This window comes from Alienimonas sp. DA493 (genome assembly GCF_043951915.1).
GTDB lineage: Bacteria > Planctomycetota > Planctomycetia > Planctomycetales > Planctomycetaceae > Alienimonas.
Genome location: NZ_JBINJD010000332.1, coordinates 1 through 989, shown reverse-complemented (window position 1 = coordinate 989; position 989 = coordinate 1). Strand labels below are relative to the sequence as shown.

Here is a 989-nt window from a genome sequence, read left to right as displayed (position 1 = left end):
ACGCTTCCGATCGCCCGGGCGGGGGCGCCGGCCGGCCGGCCGCGCAACTCCCGCTCCTCGTCAACTGTCGGCCCCCGAAGGTGCGAAGCTGTAACGAATGTGCCGGGACCGCGGCCTTCAGCGGGGCGATTCGGCGGCGGGTTCGGCCGCCTCGGCCGGCGGCGGTTCGAACAGCAACAGCACCGGCACCCGCTCGTCCCCGGAGCGGCTTCGGGACAACACCCGTAGATTGAGGAGGTCCTCCCTCAACTCCGCGGGCCGGGCCGCCGCGGCGGATTCACCGGGCTCGGAGACCGCACGCTGCGCGCGCGAGGCTTGGGCCGCCAAGTGTTGAGACGGCTTGAGAGACTCCGCGGGCGGCGGAGCCACCCGGATCTGGAACGGGGCGTTTCCTGCGGTGAAGCCGCCGTCCCCCCCCGGCGCGTCCTCCGCCCCGTCGACCTCTTCGGAGACCGCACGAGTCGAGGCCGCGGCGCCGGCCGCCGCCGCGCCGCCGAAGCCGCCCATGGCCGGGGGGGGCGGCGGTCCGCCCGACGGCTCCGACAGGGGCCGGTTCATCGGGACGGCTCCGGACATCGCTCCACCGCCGAAACCGCCCATTCCCCGTCCCCGCGGCTCCGGCCTCGGCGACTCCGGGAGTCTTCGGCCCGCGACGGCGTCCGGGGGCGCCTCCGCATCGGACGCCGCATCCAACTCGGTCAGGAGTTCCCGATCCAGCGCCGATTGAGCGAGCAACTCGCTTGCGGCCGCGCGGGGCAGGGGGCCGGCGTCGGCGATCGTCGCCCCGGCGGTGGCCGCGTTCCGGGCAAGATCGCCGCGGAACTCACGCAGCGTCGTTTCAAACAGTTCCGGTTCCGCCATCACCAGAACGCCCACCGGACGGTTCAGCGCCGGGTCCGTCGAGACCTCCGCCGGCGAAACCTCGTTCGCCGATGCTTCGTCCGCCGGCACGGGGGCGGCCCCCGCGGTCGGCGCACCCGGCTCCGCGG

At 75.0% G+C, this 989-nt stretch carries 1 pseudogene; it reads right to left on the bottom strand.

The features are described from left to right. Positions 1-117: 117 nt before the first annotated feature. Positions 118-989, bottom strand: a pseudogene (locus ACG2DA_RS22855) (hypothetical protein); the annotation flags it as partial.